14 protein-coding genes are annotated in these 17426 nt (G+C 64.2%); 8 read left to right on the top strand and 6 right to left on the bottom strand.

Features of this window, described 5'->3' with window-relative positions:
* Nucleotides 1-61: 61 nt before the first annotated feature.
* From NKG60_RS07115 to NKG60_RS07135, 5 genes are all read left to right on the top strand, one after another.
* On the top strand, nucleotides 62-829 hold the full coding sequence (locus tag NKG60_RS07115; protein WP_352862912.1) for an SDR family NAD(P)-dependent oxidoreductase: 768 nt from the start codon (nucleotides 62-64) through the stop codon (nucleotides 827-829).
* Entirely contained in the window at nucleotides 829-1779 is a 951-nt protein-coding gene (locus NKG60_RS07120; protein ID WP_352863086.1) for a 2-dehydro-3-deoxygalactonokinase, read from the top strand. Before NKG60_RS07115 ends, NKG60_RS07120 begins: the two co-directional genes overlap by 1 nt.
* Nucleotides 1776-2414: a 2-dehydro-3-deoxy-6-phosphogalactonate aldolase gene (locus tag NKG60_RS07125; RefSeq protein ID WP_352663901.1), complete on the top strand. Its 639-nt coding sequence runs from the start codon at nucleotides 1776-1778 to the stop codon at nucleotides 2412-2414. The genes NKG60_RS07120 and NKG60_RS07125 overlap by 4 nt, the downstream gene beginning before the upstream one ends.
* Nucleotides 2414-3295 carry an SMP-30/gluconolactonase/LRE family protein gene (locus tag NKG60_RS07130; protein ID WP_352663899.1) on the top strand — a complete coding sequence of 294 codons (882 nt, stop codon included), beginning with the start codon at nucleotides 2414-2416 and terminating at the stop codon, nucleotides 3293-3295. The genes NKG60_RS07125 and NKG60_RS07130 overlap by 1 nt, the downstream gene beginning before the upstream one ends.
* A 155-nt stretch (nucleotides 3296-3450) precedes the next feature.
* Nucleotides 3451-4509 carry a D-alanine--D-alanine ligase family protein gene (locus NKG60_RS07135; protein ID WP_352663897.1) on the top strand — a complete coding sequence of 353 codons (1059 nt, stop codon included), beginning with the start codon at nucleotides 3451-3453 and terminating at the stop codon, nucleotides 4507-4509.
* On the opposite strand, the gene NKG60_RS07140 is transcribed toward NKG60_RS07135, so the two are convergent.
* The 6 genes from NKG60_RS07140 to dnaK form a co-directional block, all read right to left on the bottom strand.
* Nucleotides 4506-4793, bottom strand: coding sequence for a DUF1330 domain-containing protein (locus tag NKG60_RS07140; protein WP_023718908.1), 288 nt, complete (start codon nucleotides 4791-4793; stop codon nucleotides 4506-4508). The two genes, NKG60_RS07135 and NKG60_RS07140, sit on opposite strands and share 4 nt — an antisense overlap.
* Before the next feature lie 27 nt (nucleotides 4794-4820).
* Nucleotides 4821-5534: an orotidine-5'-phosphate decarboxylase gene (gene pyrF, locus NKG60_RS07145; RefSeq protein WP_352663895.1), complete on the bottom strand. Its 714-nt coding sequence runs from the start codon at nucleotides 5532-5534 to the stop codon at nucleotides 4821-4823.
* Nucleotides 5531-6127: an NADPH-dependent FMN reductase gene (locus NKG60_RS07150; protein ID WP_352663893.1), complete on the bottom strand. Its 597-nt coding sequence runs from the start codon at nucleotides 6125-6127 to the stop codon at nucleotides 5531-5533. Before NKG60_RS07150 ends, pyrF begins: the two co-directional genes overlap by 4 nt.
* Before the next feature lie 60 nt (nucleotides 6128-6187).
* Nucleotides 6188-6793: a phospholipid N-methyltransferase PmtA gene (pmtA, locus tag NKG60_RS07155; RefSeq protein WP_352663891.1), complete on the bottom strand. Its 606-nt coding sequence runs from the start codon at nucleotides 6791-6793 to the stop codon at nucleotides 6188-6190.
* 115 nt (nucleotides 6794-6908) lie between these two features.
* Nucleotides 6909-8039 (bottom strand): molecular chaperone DnaJ, encoded by a 1131-nt coding sequence (gene dnaJ, locus NKG60_RS07160; RefSeq protein ID WP_352663889.1) that lies wholly within the window; start codon nucleotides 8037-8039, stop codon nucleotides 6909-6911.
* 213 nt (nucleotides 8040-8252) lie between these two features.
* On the bottom strand, nucleotides 8253-10169 hold the full coding sequence (gene dnaK, locus NKG60_RS07165) for a molecular chaperone DnaK (protein ID WP_352663887.1): 1917 nt from the start codon (nucleotides 10167-10169) through the stop codon (nucleotides 8253-8255).
* A gap of 571 nt (nucleotides 10170-10740) precedes the next feature.
* Here dnaK and NKG60_RS07170 point away from each other — a divergent pair.
* The 3 genes from NKG60_RS07170 to rpe all read left to right on the top strand — a co-directional run bounded on the left by NKG60_RS07170 (nucleotide 10741) and on the right by rpe (nucleotide 17404).
* A complete protein-coding gene (locus NKG60_RS07170; protein WP_352974683.1) occupies nucleotides 10741-12717 on the top strand; it encodes a hypothetical protein in 1977 nt (658 codons plus the stop codon).
* Nucleotides 12718-12727: 10 nt separating this feature from the next.
* Nucleotides 12728-16510 carry a DUF7929 domain-containing protein gene (locus tag NKG60_RS07175; RefSeq protein WP_352862913.1) on the top strand — a complete coding sequence of 1261 codons (3783 nt, stop codon included), beginning with the start codon at nucleotides 12728-12730 and terminating at the stop codon, nucleotides 16508-16510.
* A 216-nt stretch (nucleotides 16511-16726) separates the two neighbouring features.
* Entirely contained in the window at nucleotides 16727-17404 is a 678-nt protein-coding gene (rpe, locus tag NKG60_RS07180; RefSeq protein ID WP_352663881.1) for a ribulose-phosphate 3-epimerase, read from the top strand.
* Nucleotides 17405-17426: the final 22 nt, after the last annotated feature.

Here is a 17426-nt window from a genome sequence, read left to right on the forward strand (position 1 = left end):
CCGACACGGCTGGATAGGATGCGCGCCGGCCGACCGAGATCATTGGACCGGGAGAGAATTCATGACGCCATCGGCACGTTTTGCCGACCTCGAAGACGCTTCGGTGCTGATCACCGGCGGCGGCTCCGGCATTGGTGCTGCGTTGACCGAGGGATTTGCTCGCCAGGGGGCAAAGGTCGCCTTCATCGATATCGCCGACCGTCCGAGCCTGGCGCTGGCCGATCGGCTAGACAAGGAGCTCGGCCGGCGGCCGCTCTATCTCAAGACCGACATACGCGACATCGAGGCATTGCGGCTATCAGTCGCCAAAGCCGCCGAGGCGCATGGCGACGTCACAGTGCTGGTCAACAATGCCGCGCAGGATGACCGTCATGCCGTGGAAGACGTCACGGTCGAGTTCTGGGACAACAACCATGCCATCAACCTGCGCCCGCATTTCTTCAGCGCACAGGCGGTGGCCCCGGGCATGAAGCGGGCCGGCGGCGGCTCGATCATCAACTTCACCTCGACCTCGTTTCTCATCAACCATCCCGATATGCCGGCCTACACCGCCGCCAAGGCCGGCATCGTCGGTCTTACCAAGGGTCTTGCCGGCAAGCTCGGCGTCGACGGCATCCGCGTCAACGCGATCGCGCCCGGCTGGGTAATCACCGAGCGGCAGAGAAAGCTCTGGGTCACCGAAGAGGCGCTCGCCGCGCACGTCGCGAAGCAATGCATCAAGCGTGTGATGCAACCTGAAGATATCGTCGGCACCGTGCTGTTCCTGGCGTCGGATGCTTCACGCATGCTGACTGCGCAGATGCTGATCGTCGACGGGGGGTTCCTGTGATCTCACCGAGCAAGGCGGCGTCCGTCGCGGCCGTCGACTGGGGCACCACCCGTATGCGGGTCTGGCTGCTCGACGGCACCGGCAAGGTTCTCGCCGAGCGGCGCGGCGACGACGGACTGATCACCGCCCAGGCCAAAGGATTTTCGTCCATTCTCGAAGGGCATCTGGCCGCCATGGGTGCAGCCGAGGCGCTGCCGGTCATCATTTGCGGCATGGCCGGTTCGCGCCAGGGCTGGCTGGAGGCGCCCTATGTCAGCGTGCCGGCGCCGATCGGCGCTATCCTCGCCGGTGCTGCCCACATCCCCGGCCAGCGCCGTGATATCCGCATCGTGCCCGGCCTTGCCCAACGTCTTGCCGATGCACCTGACGTCATGCGCGGCGAGGAAACCCAGCTAGCCGGCGCCGGTTTGCCGGCAAAGGGACGTCACCTCGTATGCATGCCCGGCACCCATTCGAAATGGGTGCTGGTCGAGGACGGCTCCGTTGCCGGCTTCGGCACCTGGCCGACCGGCGAGCTGTTCTCTGTGCTCGCCGCGCACTCGATCTTGCGCCATTCGCTGGGCGAGCCGCCGAAGCCGGTTGCCCCCGAAAGTCCGTTTTTCCGGGACTGGTGCCTGAAGGCGCTGGCCGAGGGCGGTGACATCGTTTCAAGACTGTTCTCGATCCGCGCCGCCAGCCTGTTGCAGGACCTGAAGCCGGAGGATGCCGCCGCCTGCCTGTCCGGCCTGCTGATCGGCGGCGAGATCGCTTCGGCAAATCGCCGTTATGGAGCAAGCGCTGTGCCAGTCGTGCTGATCGCGTCGGGCGCACTTGGCACGCTCTATGCCGAGGCGCTCGGCCTTGCCGGGCTCGCTTTCAGGGCGGTCGACGCCGACGAGGCGGTGCGCGCCGGCCTTGCCGAAGCCGCGCGCGAAAATGGCATGATCGCCGGAAATGGAGTTGCCGCATGACAAAGACCGCACCTTTTCCAAAGCTCGAGCGGGGTCTGGTCGCGATCCTGCGCGGCCTCAAGCCAAGCGAAGCGGTTGCGATCTGCCAGGCGGTCTTCGGCGCCGGCATCGAAGCGATCGAGGTGCCGCTCAACTCGCCCGAGCCCTTCGTTTCGATCGCCAGCATTGTCCAAGCGCTTCCTCCGACAGCCCTGGTCGGCGCCGGCACGGTGCTCACCGCCGCCGATGTCGATGGCCTGCACAAGGCCGGCGGGCGGCTGCTGGTCAGCCCCAATATCGATGCCGAGGTCATGGGCCGTGCCATGCAGCACGGCATGGTGACGATGCCCGGCGTGTTCACGCCAACCGAGGCATTCCAGGCCATCCGGCTGGGCGCCTCGGCACTGAAATTCTTTCCGGCGAGCGTGCTTGGCGCGGCAGGCATTTCGGCGATGCGCGCGGTGCTGCCGGCCAGTGTGCTGGTCGGCGCCGTCGGCGGCGTTTCGGATAAGGATTTTGCCGGCTACAAGGCAGCCGGCGTCAGCGTCTTCGGTCTTGGCTCCAGCCTGTTCAAGCCGGGCATGAGCGTCGACGAAGTGGCAGCACGGGCGAAAGCCGCAGTTCAGGCCTGGGACGCGGCGTTTGGAGTGGCATGATGAGCGAGACCATCGTTTCGGTTTTTTCCGACCATGTCTGCCAACTCGGGGAGGGACCAAGCTATGACCCTGCCACGGACACGCTCTACTGGTTCGACATCGTCAACGGCCAGCTCCTGGAAAAACGTGTGTCCGGCGGTGCCGTCAAGATCCACGAGCTCCACCAGATGGCCAGTGCCATTGCCGTCATCGACGACCGGCGTCAGCTGATCGCCACCGAGACTGGCCTGCATGTCCGCGACGTCGCGACCGGCAAGCTGACGCTGCACACTCCCATCGAGGCCGACAATACGGTTACCCGCTCGAACGATTCACGCGTTCACCCTTGCGGCGCGCTCTGGGTCGGCACAATGGGCAAGGGCGAGGAGAAGGGCGCCGGTTCGATCTACTGGTTCTTCAAGGGCGAGCTGCGCCGGCTTTATGCCGACATTACTGTGCCCAACTCGATCTGCTTTTCCGAAGATGGGACCATTGCCTACTACACCGACACCAGCACCGGCCTGTTGATGCGCGTCGGCTGCGATCCGGCGACCGGCCTGCCGGTTGGCGAACCGAAGATCTTCGTCGATCACCGTTCGGCCAAGGGCTATATCGATGGTTCGGTGCTCGACCGCGACGGCATATTGTGGAACGCCTGCTGGGGCGGCAGCGTCGTCGAAGCCTATGGGCCCGACGGCAAGCTTGTCCGTTCGGTGGCGATGCCGGTCACGCAACCGTCCTGTCCGGCTTTTGTCGGCGGGAATGCCGACCGGCTGGCGGTCACCTCCGCCTGGTCGGGCAAGAGCGAGAAGCAGCGCCTGCTCGACCCGCAAGCTGGCATGACATTCATGCTCGACATTCCGGTCAATGGTCGCTTCGAGCCGCGCGTGCTGATCGGCTGACCATGATCCCGAACCTTTGGTTCGGAAAAGATCATGGTCAACAAGAGATGGGCACTTGCTGTCGTGCAGGCGTCCGATCGACGTCGGTTCCGCGCAAGCCGAATGCGTTCGCCGTGCGATGGTAGGCAATCGTGCTGCCAGGAGCCGTCCCGCCCATGTCAACCCGCAAGCCGAAACTGATCCTGGTTTATGAGCCGGAAAAGGCCTGCTTCGATCGGCTGATCGCCGATAACCACGTGCCGAAGCGTGCCGCCGAAATCGCCTCCTATCTGGCGCAATCGACCGATATGGCTGCTGAATTCGACGCACTTGCCACCGCTTGCCAGAAGCGCGGCTTGTCATTTGCGCCGGTGACGCTCGACGACGCCGCAAGCGTTCTCAGCGGCGAGGACCCGAAGACCACGCTTGTCTGGACGCTGACCGACGGCATTGCCTATTTCCGCGGCGGCGCAGCACCAGCTCTGGCGCGGCTGAACGGCCTGAAGGCGATCGGCGCCGACGATGCGGTGTTCGCGCTCTGTCAGGACAAGTTCCGATCCGGCGCCGTGCTCGGCGCGCTTGGCCTGCCGGTGCCGCAGGCGGGCCTCGCCCGTGACGGTGCCTGGCTTGTCGCGCCACCGACCTCGCCCGGCGGCTGGTTCGTCAAGCCGAACCGGCTCGGCGCCAAGATCGGCATCTGGCCGGATTCGCGCTGCGACGATCTCGGCCGTGCGCTGGAGCTTAGCCGGCGCGTATTCGCCGCCTATCGCGACGATGTCGTGGTCCAGCCCTATGTCGCCGGGCGCAACGCGCGGGCCAGTTTTCTCGGATTGAAGCCGGATACCGGCGTCGAGGCGTTGGGCATCGCCTTTGTCGATTCGGGCGGCGATTTCCAGACCATGCAGGACAGCCTGGCGCTTTACGGTAATACCGGCGAAGCGGCGAAAGCGTCGGGAACATACACAGAGCCGGCGCTGCTGCCGGTCGCCGACGGCCAGCCTCGAGCCGATGCCAGAATCCGTCGCATCGCCGAAAGCCTGATGGTCGGGCTTGGCCTGAGGGATGTGTTTTCCATCGACTTCCGGGTCGAAGCCGACGACAGCGTGCACCTCATCGAGTTCGAGGTCTGTCCCGGCCTGCCCTGCTTCGATTTCCGCGATTACTGTCGCCGGCAATGGGGCCTGAGCCTCGCCGATGCGATGGCGGAGGCAGCGGCGAACCGGCTTCTCGCCTAAATCCCTTCGACCAGAACGATTTCGCCGTCAGCAACCTTCTGGCGGATTGCGACTGCGCGCTGGTATTCGGGTGAGTGGTAGCAGTCATGCGCCGCCGCAAGCGACGGAAACTCGATGATCACGTTGCGGTCGCGGCCCGGCCCCTCTGCCTTCTCATGTGCGCCGCCGCGCGCCAGGAACTTGGCGCCGAAGCGGTCGAAGGCCAGCTTGGCAGCTGCGACATAGTCCTTGTAGCCTTCCGCATCGCGTACATCGACGCGAGCGATCCAGTATCCCTTGGGCATGGCTTTTCTCCGGGTTAATTCCTGGCGTCAGGCCGAGCGCATTTCATCCAGGATCGCTTCCGCCGCCGCCCGCCTGTCGGCCGCGCCGACGATCGGCCGGCCGACTACGAGGTGGCTGGAGCCGTTGCGGATCGCCTGGGCCGGCGTCACCACACGTTTCTGGTCGCCATGGTCGCTGCCCTTCGGCCGGATTCCCGGCGTCACGACGGCCAGGTCGGGGCCGACGATGCGGCGCACCGCCTCCGCTTCCTCGGCCGAGCAGACGATGCCGCCCATGCCGGCATGCAGCGCCTGCTCGGAGCGCCTCAGCACCAGCGTATGCGGATCATACTCATAGCCGGCGTCGATCACGTCCTGCTCGTCCATCGAGGTCAGCACAGTGACCCCCAGCAGGCAAAGGTCGCTGCCCTTCGCAGCCTCGACGGCCGCCTTCATTGTCTTCGGATAGGCATGGATGGTCAGCATGCTCATGCCCATTTTGACGATGTTGTCGACCCCTTTGGCTACCGCGTTGTCGATGTCCAGCAGCTTCATGTCGAGGAAGATCCTGGTGCCGCCGCTGGCCAGCTCGCGGGCGAAGTCGAGCCCGCCGGCAAAGGCGAGCTGGTAGCCGATCTTGTAGAATGAGACGATTCCGTCGAGTTCGCGCACCGCCTTCTCGGCTTCCCTCAAAGTCGGCAGGTCGAGGCCGACGATCAGCCTTTCCTGCATTGTGTCGGCATGCGCGGCGTCCGGGATCATGCCTCGATCCGCGTCGACAGCATGCGCGAGGTTTCGATCAGCGTGCGGCATAGGTGCTCCATCGATTGGTGTAGTCTCTCGTCCCTGAAGTTGCCCTCGTCGTCGAAGGCGTTGCCGCCCTCCGGCACCGAACACTCCGGTGTCACCACCTCCATCCGGCAGCGCACCAGCACGGCGCGCAGATGGTTGATGCAGCGTATCCCGGCGAAGGGTCCGTTGGAAGACGAGCACAGGCCGGCGACCTTGCCGGCAAACGGCCTGAACGTCCGGCCGCCATCCTTGCGCAGCTGGCTCACCCAGTCGATGGTGTTCTTGAGCAGCGGCGGAATGGAGCCGTTATATTCGGGCGTCGCGATCAGCAGCCCGTCATGGGCGGCGATCATCCGGCCGAGCTTGACTGCGTTTTCGGGAATGCCTTCGTCCTTTTCCAAATCCTGGTCGAGGATCGGCAGCGGATAATCGGCGAGCGAGATGCGGGTCACCTCGGCGCCCTGCATGGCAAGTTCCTTCTGTGCCACGTCGGCGGTCCTGCCGCTATAGGCGCCGCTGCGCACCGAACCGGCGAAGACAAGAATTTTCGGGATCACAGCCATGGGTCTGCCTTGTCACCCGATGGTATTAAGACAAGTGCTATTCAAACCCAACGCTTCAATTCATGCGGCCCGGCGCCGATAGATCCAAAGCTGCGTCGGCGGAATGTTGCGGATGACGAAATGGAAATGCTCGACCGTATAGTCGCCGCGGCCGGGCGGGATCGGCGACAGCGGCCCGTAAGTCAGCTGCACGATTGGCCGGCCTGCCGGGATGCGGTCGAGCAGGCTCTCGACATAGGCGATGCGCTGGGCGACCGGAAAATTGAGCAACGGCACGCCCGATATCACCGAATCGAAGATCAGGTCGCGCTTGTCGCCAAGCGTCGCGTCGAGGTTGAAGGCGTCGCCCTCGATGACGTTGACGCCTGGATAAAGCTGGCGCAGATGGCGCACGAAATCAGTGGAATATTCGACCGCGTAGAGATTTTCAGGCTTTATGCCCTGGGCGAGGATGGCGCGCGTGATGACGCCTGTGCCGGGCCCGACCTCGAGCACCGGCAGGCCGGATGTCGGATCGACGATCGAGGCCATCTTGCCCGCGGTGATGGAACTGGTCGGGACGATCGAACCGACCGCCTTCGGCTTGTCGATCCAGCCCTTGAAGAACTTCAGCTCGTCGTCGAACTTTTCTGCCAGCGTCTTTCGCAGTCCGGGACTACGCGTCATCGAAAGTCCTCCTCAACGCCCCTCGCACGCTACTTAGCAGTTACGAGGTGCAAGACAAGGCGAATCCCCGGATAAGGTGTTGATGACGCTCGGGAAGCGTTTCCAGGGATCAGCTTCAGTGCTCGCCGAACGTTTCGAAAAAGTCCTTCATGCGTGCGAAAAATCCGCTCGACTGAGGCGAATTGTCCTTTGAGGAAAGCTGCTCGAATTCCTCCAGCAATTCGCGCTGGCGGCGCGAGAGGTTCTGCGGCGTCTCAACTACGGTCTGGATGTAGAGGTCGCCGATGTTGGGCTGGCGCAGCACCGGCATGCCCTTGCCCTTGAGGCGGAACTGGCGACCGTTCTGGGTGCCTTCCGGCACCTTTACTTTCGTCTGGGTACCGTCCAGTGTCGTCACCTCGAACGAGCCGCCAAGCGCTGCCGTCGTCATCGAGATCGGCACCTTGCAATAAAGATCGGCGCCGTCGCGCTGGAAGAATTCGTGCGGCTTGACCGCGAGGAAGATGTAGAGATCGCCCGACGGGCCGCCGCGCAGGCCGGCCTCGCCCTCGTTGGCCAGACGGATGCGGGTGCCGTCCTCGATGCCGGCAGGGATGTTTACCGACAGCGAGCGCTCCTCGGTGACACGGCCCTGGCCGGCGCATTTCGGGCACGGATCCTTGATGGTCTGGCCGCGCCCCTGGCATTGCGGGCAGGTGCGCTCGATCGAGAAGAAGCCTTGCGTGGCACGCACCTTGCCGTGGCCGTTGCACATCGAGCAGGTGACGGGCTGGGTGCCTGGCTTGGCGCCGCTGCCCGAGCATTCTGAGCAGGAGATCGAGGCCGGCACGCGAATTTGCGCGGTCTTGCCGGAAAATGCCTCTTCCAGCGTAATTTCCATATTGTAGCGCAGGTCGGCGCCGCGCTCGCGGCCGCCGGACGAGCGGCGCTGGCGCCCGCCCATCATGTCGCCGAAAATGTCTTCGAAAATGTCGGCGAAGCCGCCAGCGCCAAAGCCTTGCGCCGCGCCATTCATACCGCCATGCTCGAAGGCGGCGTGGCCGAAGCGATCATAGGCGGCGCGCTTCTGCGGGTCCTTCAGCGTCTCGTAGGCTTCGTTGATTTCCTTGAACTTGTGCTCGCAGGCATGGTCGCCTGGGTTGCGGTCGGGATGGAACTGCATGGCCAACTTGCGGAAAGCGCTCTTGAGCTCCTTCTCGTCGGCGCCCTTTTGCACGCCCAGCGTTTCGTAAAAATCAGCTTTCATGTTTTCCCGCAGTCCGGATAGTCAACGTCTTGAAGCATCGTTGCGTCGTTTGCCGGCACGCTGTTCCGATTTAGGTGTGATGGAGCCGGGATGCCAGTGTCTACGAGGCTTTGTCCGCATTTTTTCGGGGAGCTCCGCGTTTTTCCGGCAAAGGGTTGCAAAAAAGCCCGGCTGCGCACCGGGCTTTTTCCCTTACCTGTACCGTCAGGCGGTTCAGGCCGACTTCTTCTTCTCGTCGTCTTCGTCGATTTCCTCGAAATCGGCATCGACGACGTCGCTGTCCTTGGCGGCGTCAGCCTTGGCGTCGGCCTCGGCGGCTTCCTTCTGCGAAGCCTCGTACATGGCCTGGCCGAGCTTCATCGAGACTTCGGCGAGCGTCTGCGTCTTGGCCTCGATGTCGGTCACGTCGTCGCCTTCGGCAGCGGTCTTCAGCGCCGCGATCGCATCGGCAATCGCCGTGCGGTCGGCCTCGGAAACCTTCTCGCCGTATTCCTTCAGCGATTTCTCCGAGGAATGCACCAGCGCCTCGGCCTGGTTGCGGGCCTCGACCAGCGCGCGCCGCTTCTTGTCGGCTTCGGCATTGGCCTCGGCGTCCTTGACCATCTTCTCGATGTCGGCATCCGAAAGGCCGCCAGACGCCTGAATGCGGATCTGGTGCTCCTTGCCGGTACCCTTGTCCTTGGCCGAGACGTTGACGATGCCGTTGGCGTCGATGTCGAAGGTGACCTCGATCTGCGGCACGCCGCGCGGCGCAGGCGGGATGCCGACCAGATCGAACTGGCCGAGCGCCTTGTTGTCGGCGGCCATTTCACGCTCGCCCTGGAAGACGCGGATGGTCACCGCCGACTGCGAATCCTCGGCCGTGGAGAACACCTGGCTCTTCTTCGTCGGGATCGTCGTGTTGCGCTCGATCAGCCGCGTGAACACGCCGCCCAGCGTCTCGATGCCGAGCGACAGCGGGGTCACGTCGAGCAGCAGCACGTCCTTGACGTCGCCCTGCAGCACGCCGGCCTGGATGGCGGCGCCCAGTGCGACGACTTCATCCGGGTTGACGCCCTTGTGCGGCTCCTTGCCGAAGAACTGCTTCACGATCTCCTGGATCTTGGGCATGCGGGTCATGCCGCCGACCAGGACGACTTCGTCGATTTCGCCGGCCTTCAGGCCGGCATCCTTGAGCGCCGCCTTGCAGGGATCGATCGTGCGCTGGACAAGATCCTCGACCAGGCTCTCAAACTTCGCCCGCGTCAGCTTCAGCGTCAGATGCTTGGGGCCGGTGGCATCGGCGGTAATGAAGGGCAGGTTGATTTCGGTCTGCGTGGTGGACGACAGCTCGATCTTGGCCTTTTCAGCCGCTTCCTTGAGGCGCTGCAGGGCGAGCTTGTCGTTGCGCAGGTCGATGCCCTGTTCCTTCTTGAACTCGGCCGCCAGATATTCGACCAGACGCATGTCGAAATCCTCGCCGCCGAGGAAGGTGTCGCCATTGGTCGACTTCACCTCGAACACGCCGTCGCCGATTTCGAGCACCGAAATATCGAACGTGCCGCCGCCAAGGTCATAGACGGCAATCGTCTTGCCTTCCTTCTTGTCGAGACCATAGGCAAGCGCGGCCGCCGTCGGCTCGTTGATAATGCGCAGCACTTCCAGGCCGGCGATCTTGCCGGCATCCTTGGTCGCCTGGCGCTGGGCGTCGTTGAAATAGGCCGGAACGGTGATGACCGCCTTCTCGACCTTCTCGCCGAGATAGGCCTCCGCCGTTTCCTTCATCTTCTGCAGGATCATCGCCGAAATCTGGCTGGGCGACTGCTTTTTGCCGCCGGCCTCGACCCAGGCGTCGCCATTGTCGCCCTTGACGATCTTGTAGGGGACAAGCTTCTTGTCCTTCTCCGTCACCGGATCGTCGTAGCGGCGGCCGATCAGGCGCTTGACCGCGAAAATGGTGTTTTCAGGATTGGTAACGGCCTGGCGCTTGGCCGGCTGGCCGACGAGGCGCTCACCGTCGCTGTTGATGGCGACGATGGAAGGGGTCGTGCGGGCGCCTTCCGCATTCTCGATGACCTTGGATTCCTTGCCATCCATGATGGCGACACAGGAGTTGGTTGTTCCCAGATCGATACCGATTACTTTTGCCATTGTTCTAATCTCTCCGCTAAGCAGGCTCTCAGGACCCGTACAGGCGTTCCGACGAAAGCCCCTGTTCACAAGAAATTCCGCTCCGGCAACCGGCATTCGGCGCTGGACGGCTTGGCGCGTATATAAGAACAGGCTGCGTGGCGCGCAAGCATTCTGCGCAAGGCGTTCACCATTCATCGCGGTTGATCGGATTCGGGACCGGCAGGCCGGTATTTTCCGGTGGTGATCCAGCCGGCCCGACCTCCGGCCCATGAACCTTTCCGCCTCGCCCCGCGACTGACGCTCAGGTGCCGCGTCGTGCGGCCCCGGAAAGGACAGCCCCATGACCACAGATCCAGAGGCTCCATGGTCTGCGGGAACAGCAGGAGCTCAGCGCGACCATCGCCTTCGGGACCGGGTCGATGCGCTGGGCTGTTCGCTGGTTCCGTTGACCCTGCGCGGACGCAGGCGTATCGTGACGTTGAGGAAAGCAGACAATTCGATCAGGGATGAACGTGCCGGAACGCCGCGCCTTGCCCTGATTTGCGCGCCGGGACCGGACGCTTCTCCCATGACCTGTGGGGGGCGATCCATGTCTTGCGACCATGGCGCGTTGGTGCGCTCTCGTGTCGGCCGTTTGCGCCGCGCCATCCAGGCTGCCAGCGGCCAGGCTGCCAGCGGATTGTCGATCTTGGCACTCGCCGCTGGGGTCTGGCTCGGCGGCTCGGCCCAGGCCCAGGAAACCCAGATCATCTATCCCGGCTCGATGGCAGTGACCGGATTCTCCGGCACCATCATTCCCAATTTCGAGCAAGGCCTGCCGCCGGGCGTCGATCCCGTCGACGAAACCTTCATCGACACGGCGCGCGCGACCTTGCGCGTCTTCGACGTCTCAAGGCTGGGCGGGCCGGCGTCTGGCCAATTGGTCTTCACCCCGCCACCGTTCGAGGTCACGGCCGGACAAATCGGCCAGGTTTTCGGCATCGCCTACGACGACGGCGTGCGCGACGGCGTTCCCTCGGCCATTCCAAACCTCTATGCCGGCGCCACGTCGCTGCACGGCATCCGCATCGTCACACCAGACGGCGACGCCGACGGCCGGCCGGAGCGGCAGCGCCGCGGCACGGCTGACGCGGTCTTCATGGACGGTCAGTTCGGCACCGAAAACGGCGGCGGTCCCGGAACGATCTGGAAGATCGACGGCATCACCGGCGCTGTCTCGAAATTCGCCGATATCGACGCCAATAGCGGTCCCGGCATCGGCGACGTCACTTTCGACAATATCCACCGCCAGTTCTTCGCCAGCGATCTCGACACCGGCCTCATTCACCGCATCGACGCCAATGGCGCTCTGCTCGACACGTTCGACCACGGCATAGCCGGCCGCCCGGCGCACGGGCTTGCTGCCCTTGCCGACGACGGCTCGGTGATGGACATACAGGGTGCCGCCTTCGACAGTGAGGACCCGGACAGCTGGGGCTACACGCAGGACGAGCGTCGCGTCTGGTCGGTCGCCTATCGCGGCGGCCGGCTCTATTACTCGGTCGGGGAAAAGGCGGAGATCTGGTCGGTGGGCATTGCCGGCGACGGCAGTTTCGCCGGCGACCCGCGCTGGGAACTGACGGTCAAGGCCGACAAGGATTACGCGGTCACCGACATCGCCTTCGACAACAAGGGCTTCATGTATCTGGCCCAGCGCGGCCCGGTGGAGAACCGCTACGACTACAGCCAGTTCGCCGATTCCGGCAAGGGTGAGGTCATCCGCTACTGGCGCGAAAATCCGGACGATGCGGCGACGGAATCGGCCTGGGCGGAAGTGCCACAGGAATATGCGGTCGGCTTCCCGCAAGACAACCGGCAGTCGGCCGGCGGCCTCGACCTGCAATATGGCTACGATGCCGAAGGCAATCTCGATACCGGCGTCTGCACCGACACGCTGGTCGATACCGGTGACAAGTTACGCGACAACCCGGAGCTTGCCGAACAACTCGCTGCCGGCGGGCCGCTTGCCGTGCACGGCATGCAGATCACGCCGACGGCGCTGGTCAAGCCGGCCAACGTGCCGCCTTTCGGCTCGTGGTTCGTCGACTTCGACACTTATTTCGAAGACCCGGAAGTCGAGGGCCATGTCGGCGACGTCGAGGTCTGGCGCCCCTGCGAAGGCCGTGCCGGCTATTACGAGCAGGTGCCGGGCGGCTATCTGCCACCGTTCTATCCGCCGGACTTCCCGCCTCCCGGCAATCTGCCTCCTTGCCTCGACGTCGAGGATGTCAGGTATTTCTGCACGCCTTCCGGCCTCGAGGCCGATCTCTATCTCCATGACCATGCCGGCTTCGGCGGCGATTCGATCAAGGCTCTGTCCAGGACGCCTGGCGTCGGGGTGACTTCACCTCTGTCGCATGCACCCGGCGCGCCATTCACGATCGGCATCACCGGCCATTATCCTGGCGACAGGGTCGATGTCGGGCTCTGCTTCTACAGGCAGTCCGACCGCGACAAGGGTGGCTACTACCCTTGCTGCAAGATGACCTTGCCGCTCAGAACCCCAGCCGTCAGCTGCGAACCGTGAGGAGGGGAAGATGAGCAATCTTGCACTTTTCCCGCCTGCGACGAGCAGCCAATCAACCGGCAAACAATCATTCGTCATGGAGACCATCATGAAACCCCTGTCACTCGCCAGGCGCGGCGCGCGCTGGCTGATGGCGGCCGGTATCGCGGTCGCCATGCTGAGTCCGCTGCAAGGCTTCGCTGAAGACCTCGCTCCGGCCAAGATCAAGCCTGCCGATGCGGGTGCTGTCATTCCAGATACCAAGCTCGATTTCGACAATCCTCGCATCGTCAATCCGGAGCCGGGCCGGATCGTGCCCTTCTTCACCAAGAAAGGCACCCAGCGAGGCTGCGACTATGTCGTATATTCGCTGAGCTTTGGCTTGCGCGGCAATCCGCAGGGTTTTGCCAGCCCCGGCCTCGCGGCCATGCTGAAAAAGGCCAGGCTCGATTTCAGGGACCAGCTCCCGCACGGCCTGCGCATCGTCGGCGTACATGTGACCGGCGACGGCACCGATGCGTCCGGCGGACCGCTGCCCGGCGCTGCGATCAGCAGTTCGGCTGGCCCGGACGATACCGCGACGGTGTCCGATTTCCGGATTTCCGCCAGCGACCTCGACGGCATCGGCGCTGCGAACGAGCGCGTCATCACGTTCCAGATCACCGCCAAGATCGACCATGCGGCGTTTCCGTCGCCGACGATCGTTCACAACCAGGGCATGGTCAAGGTGAGCCGCGAACGCGGCGCCGGCATGGAAATCCCGTCGCAGGATCCGGGCAAGCCGGACGACGGCAATTATCTCACGGGTGCAAAGACCTCGATCAAGATCAACGTCACCAGGTGCAACCCGCCGCCCCCACCTCCCGGCAAGGAATGCTTCAAGGTGGAGCGCGGCACGGTTGATTGCGTGCCCGGCGGCGGCGCCTTCATCTACCACATGCCGGTCGGCCCAGAGATGGCCGGCAAATGGGTGCAGCTTTCGACGACGACACCCGGCATCACCATCATTCCCGACACGCAATTGGTGCCGGTCGGCGGCGGTGTGCTCAATTGGAAGATCGTCGGCGCTTCACCCGGCGACGTCATCCACATCATCGTCACCGGTATCGAAACCTATGCCGGCCCGAAGGAGGGCTGGGGCCTGTGCTGCACGCAGACCATCGATATCGTCATCCCGCGTGGTCAGCGCTGCCCGCCGAAGGACAAGGAACCGGATCTGAAAGTCGAAAAGCACGCCGACGTGCAACGTTGCACGATGGGCGGCGGCTGCGACTTCACCATCAGGGTCACCAATGTCGGCGATGCACCCTACCACGGCAAGATCGTGCTCGACGAAGTTACCCTGCCGGCCGGCTCCACCCTCGATTCAGGGCCGAACCCGCCTTGGGTCTGCGCGCCTGGAACCACCCCGATGATTTGCACTCATCCGGTGACCACGCTCAATCCGGGTGCCTCTGTCGACCTCGAGCTCGGCTTCAAGCCGGCCGCAGGCTGGCGAGGCAGCGTCTTGCGCAACTGCGCCACCTACAATTATGGCGCCAGCGGCAAGCCGCTTTTCGGCAGCCAGCAAAACGATCGCGGCTGTGCTTCGATCCCGGTCTGCCGGCGTGGCGATCGTGACCGTGACTGCCGGCCGCCGGTGGAGAAGAAGGTCGACATGATTCTGAAGAAGCGCGCCCGCACCGAATTCTGTTCGGCCGATGGCGTCTGCACCTTCGTGATCGACATTATCAACAACGGCAGCGTCCCCTATAACGGGCCGCTGACGGTCGTCGATACCTATCCGGGCGGCGTGCCGGCATCCTCGACCTTCGGCCCGACGCCGCCATGGACATGCGGACCGAACGGCCCCGGCCAGTTCCACTGCGACAATGCCGGCATCGTGCTGTTGCCTGGCGCCTCGACGCCGATCTTCGTCAAGGCGGTGATGCCGGCCAACTACCGGCCCGATACCGTCGAGAACTGCGCCGAGGTGAAGGCTATTCCCGGTGAGGACGACCTCACCAACAACAGGACCTGCGCCAAGGAACGCATCCGTCATCCCAATGGCGGCCAGCCGGCCCTGCGCATCACCAAGGTGTGCAATGGTTCGCTGGCCGGCGCTGCGGTCGTTTCCTGCCGCATTACCGTCATCAGCCTCGGCACCACTGCCCCGACCGGTCCGGTGCGGGTCAACGATGCCGCGACGCTGATGGCCGGCGGAGCGCCGGTCCAGATCCAGACCGTCGCCCCAGACGGGCCGGAATGGGCTTGCGGACCGGTACCGGCCAACACACTGTCCTGCCAGATTCCCGGCGCCGTTATGACGCCCGGAACCAGCCGCCATTTCGACGTGACGGTTGCCGCGGGTGGCGAATTCGAGAACTGCGCACGCGGCTCCTACGGCCCGGCTCCAGGAGACGACATCGTCTATCCGATCGGCCAGGCCTGCGCCAAGGGCGGCGGCGCCTCGACTATCCGCGTCGAGAAGACCGGCGACGCCGAGTGCAAGCCCGGCCAGCCCTGCTCGTTCGAGATCACCATCACGAACGATGGCGCGAGCGCCTTCGCCGGCCCGGTTCGCATCGGCGATGCCATCGGCGTCGAAGGCCTCGGCCGGCTGGAAGGCGTCGCGATCACCTCGATCGATCCGCCCTTCGGCTGCTCGCCGGAGCCGGCAACCTTGCCGCTATCCTGCATCGCCAACTTGACGCTCGGCGCCGGGGAAAGCCACGTGCACAATGTGATCGTGACCATTCCTGACGACGGCCGCCTGGCCACTCTGCAGGGCACGGTCAATGGCCAGAACTGCGTCGGCGTGCTTTCTCCGAACACGCCGGTGCAAGGCGCGGGCGACGTGTTGTCCCGCGGTGCGGCCAACGTGCAGGGCGATCGCGGCAAGGCCTATGCCTGTCATCCCTTCACCATCAGGAATGAGGTGAAGAAGGAATGCTCAGCAGGCTTCGTCATGAACGACGCCGGCAACTGCGTCTGCCCGCCAGGCACCACCTTCCGCAACGGCCAATGCTCGTCCGGCGGCGGCACGGTCATCGTGCCGAAGCCAAGACCTTGCGTTCTGCTCAAAGGCCAGATCCGTACCGAAGACGGACGCTGCGTCTGCCCGCGCGGAACCGAACTGGAAAACGGCGCTTGCGTGGGGAAAGAGCCCAAGCCCGAGCAGTGCACGATCCGCGGCCAGATCCACGACGCTGCCGGCGATTGCGTCTGCCCGCGGGGCACCGAAGTCAGGGCTAGTGCCTGCCGGCCAATCCAGCCGAAGCCTGAGCAGTGCACCATTCCTGGCCAGATCCGCAACGCTGTTGGCGATTGCGTCTGCCCGAGGGGTACGGAAATCAGAGGCAATGCCTGCCGGCCAATCCAGCCAAGGCCCGAGCAGTGCACGATCCGTGGCCAGATCCACGACGCCGGTGGCGATTGCGTCTGCCCGAAGGGCACCGAAGTCAGGGGTAGTGCCTGCCGGCCAATCGAGCCGAAACCCGAGCAGTGCACCATCCGTGGCCAGATCCACGACGCCAACGGCGATTGCGTCTGCCCGAAGGGCACGGAAGTGCAAGGCAATGCCTGCAGGCGCAAGAAGCCTGTTGTGGTGGAGTGCCCGATACCTGGTCAGGTCCACAACAAGCGTGGCGTCTGCGTCTGCCCGCGTGGGACAGAGCTGCGCGACGGCGCCTGCCGCAAACCACGGCTGGAATGCGCACCTGGCGCGCGGCCGATCAATGGCCAGTGCCAGCCGATCCGCAACCCGAACCTGCTGCTGAATCCAAAGGTTCTTCAGCAGGTCGTGCCAAGGCGCAAGCCGCAGCTCGAGCAATAGGATCGCGCACGGAACTTCAAACGGTGATGGTTCGCGTCACCCAAACCCGCCGGAGCGGTCCGGCGGGTTTTTTCTTTGGCGGGCAGATGAAAGGGCAGCGCAAACCTGAAGCCGTGGCGTCGGCGGAAGGACAAACCGGCTTCCACTTTCCGCACTCATGGTCTAGGCAGTCGATACAGAGGGTCTGTAAACTGAGGCGTTCAGGAAGGCCGCACCATGAGCAAAAAAACCCTGATCGCGCCATCGGTGCTGGCTTCCGATTTCTCGAAGCTCGGCGACGAGGTCGAGGCGGTGGCGGCGGCCGGCGCCGACTGGATACATCTCGACGTCATGGACGGGCATTTCGTCCCCAACATCACCTTCGGGCCACCGGTGATCAAGGCGATCCGCAACCGCACCAAGGCCTTCTTCGACTGCCATCTGATGATCGCGCCGGCCGATCCGTATCTGGAGGCCTTCGCCGAGGCCGGCTGCGACGGCATGACGGTGCATGCCGAGGCCGGGCCGCATCTCGACCGGTCGCTGCAGACGATCAAAAACCTTGGCAAGAAGGCCGGCGTGTCGCTCAACCCGGCGACACCGGAAACGATGATCGAATACGTGCTCGACCGGCTTGATCTGGTCCTGATCATGACGGTCAATCCGGGCTTCGGCGGCCAGGCCTTCATTCCGGCGATCGTCGACAAGGTGAAGCGGGTGAAGGCGCTGATCGGTGGCAGGCCGATCAGGATCGAGATCGACGGCGGCATTTCGCCTGAAACTGCGCCCCTGGTCACCGCCGCCGGCGCCAGCGTGCTGGTCGCCGGTGCGGCCATCTTCAAGGGCGGCAGCGTCGAGGCCTACCGGGCAAATATCGAGGCAATCAGGGCGGCGGCGGACAAGGCGGCCGGCTGACCGCTGCCGCCTGGCCCGGAAA

Origin of the sequence: Mesorhizobium sp. M1428, assembly GCF_040317515.1 — a bacterium.
GTDB lineage: Bacteria > Pseudomonadota > Alphaproteobacteria > Rhizobiales > Rhizobiaceae > Mesorhizobium.